The following is a 1,770-nucleotide window of genomic DNA, read 5'->3' as shown; positions in this document are numbered from 1 at the left end:
GGCGCGACCGCGCCGGCCGAGGGCACCCCGGCCGCCCAGGCGATCGAGTCTGCTGAAGCCGCCGAAGCCGCCGAGGCCGCGGAGGCCGGCGAGCTCGCCGCCGCTGTCGAACTCGCGCACGCCGCGGAACGGGAGAGCTCCTCCGACCTCGCCCTCACTTCGGGCCACGGCCACGAGACCGAGGACGGCCCTGCCGACGTGACCGCGGGCGAGATTGCCGAGCAGGTCGCCCCCAGCACTGCTCCGCCCAAAGAACCGGCAGCGTCACCCCGCGAGGAGAAGGCGACGGACCCCGTCGAGCCTGCCGACCGTCCGAGTGGGCAGGAGGAGCCGAACAATGCCAGGTAAGCGCGCCATCGCCCGGACCGGTGCCCGGTTCCTCATCGCCTTCGGCGTGCTCGGCGTCGCCGGCGTGCTCGGAGCGGCCGCCGTCGTCGTGCCCTGGCCAGCCTTCGGCACCGCCCCGGCCTATCTCGCCGTCGCGCCGGTTCCGAGCGAGCAGGTCCGGGTCTGCCCGGGTCCGCTGCTCACCCTCGCAGAGGACTCGACCCAGGCGAAGTCCGCGAGCTCGCTCGGGCGCCCGGACACCGCATCCGGCGCCTGGGCTCCCGCCACGACCGCATCCAAGGCCGCGGTCCCCGCGGGCGCATGGAGCGCACCGTCAGCGAGCCTGCTCAGCGCCGTCGACAACCGCAAGACCACGGACGGCGCCCCCGTCAAGCTCAACATCCCCGTCGCGAAGGGCGCGTCCACGGCACCGCTCGTGGCCGGCAGCCAGTCCCAGTCCGTCGCGGCGGAGGCTGTCCTCGGCGGCCTCGCCGTCGCGGCCTGTGGCGAGGCCACCGGCGAATCCTGGCTCGTCGGCGGGTCGACGGATGTCGGCCGCACGACCCTCGTGCTGCTCAGCAACCCGACAACGGTCGTTGCAACCGTCGACCTCGACGTCTTCGGCGAATCGGGCCGGGTCACCGCGCCGGGCTCCACCGGGGTCCTCGTCCAGCCCGGCGCCCAGCGCGTCGTCTCGCTCGCCGGCCTCGCGCCGAACCTCCGCTCTCCCGTCGTGCACGTGACGACCCACGGCGGCCAGGTCGTGGCCACCCTGCAGCAGAGCATCGTGCGCGGCCTCGCGACCGGCGGGGTCGACCTGCTCGGGACATCCGTCGACCCGAGCCTCGAGCAGAGCATCGCCGGCCTGCGTATCGAGAACCTTCCAGCAGACGACGCCGGAAGCGACGCGGGAGGGGTCGCGAGTGACACACCCTCTGTGCGTCTGCTCGCCCCCGGCGACACGGCTGCGACCGTGCAGATCGGCGTGATGAGCGAGGGAGGCCAGGCCGCGGGTACCTCCGTCGAGGTCACCCTCCAGCCCGGCCTCGCGACCGACGTGCCGCTCTCCGGACTCGCCGTCGGCAGCTATTCGCTCACCGTCTCGAGCGACCAGCCCGTCGTGGCCTCTGCCCTCGGCTCGGCGACCGGCACCAACGGCCGTGACTTCGCCTGGTTCGCGTCCTCCGCCTCGCTCACCGGCGACTTCGCCGTCGTCACGGCGCCAGGACCCTCGCCGCTGCTCAACCTGCTGAACCAGGGCACCAAGGACGTGACCTATACGGCGACCGCCGAGAACGGCGCATCCGGCAGCGTGACGGTCGCGGCCGGTGCGGCCGGAGCACTGCCGCTCTTCGCGTCGACGCGGTACATCGTGTCGGGCGGCTCCGAGACGGTGTCGTCGGTCGGCTATGCGGATGCCGGCATGGTCGCCTCGTTCCCGGT

At 73.4% G+C, this 1,770-nt stretch carries 1 protein-coding gene and 1 pseudogene; both read left to right on the top strand.

Annotated features, from left to right (window positions below; translation table 11 throughout):
* Nucleotides 1-348, top strand: a pseudogene (locus tag QN357_RS18845) (hypothetical protein); the annotation flags it as partial.
* The coding region (locus QN357_RS18840; protein WP_323505380.1) for a DUF5719 family protein at nucleotides 338-1,770 on the top strand (1,433 nt) is incomplete at its 3' end. The pseudogene QN357_RS18845 and the gene QN357_RS18840, both read left to right, overlap by 11 nt.

Source organism: Cryobacterium sp. RTC2.1 (assembly GCF_035018685.1).
Taxonomy (GTDB): domain Bacteria; phylum Actinomycetota; class Actinomycetes; order Actinomycetales; family Microbacteriaceae; genus Cryobacterium; species Cryobacterium glucosi.
This window is presented reverse-complemented; position numbering and strand designations above follow the sequence as displayed.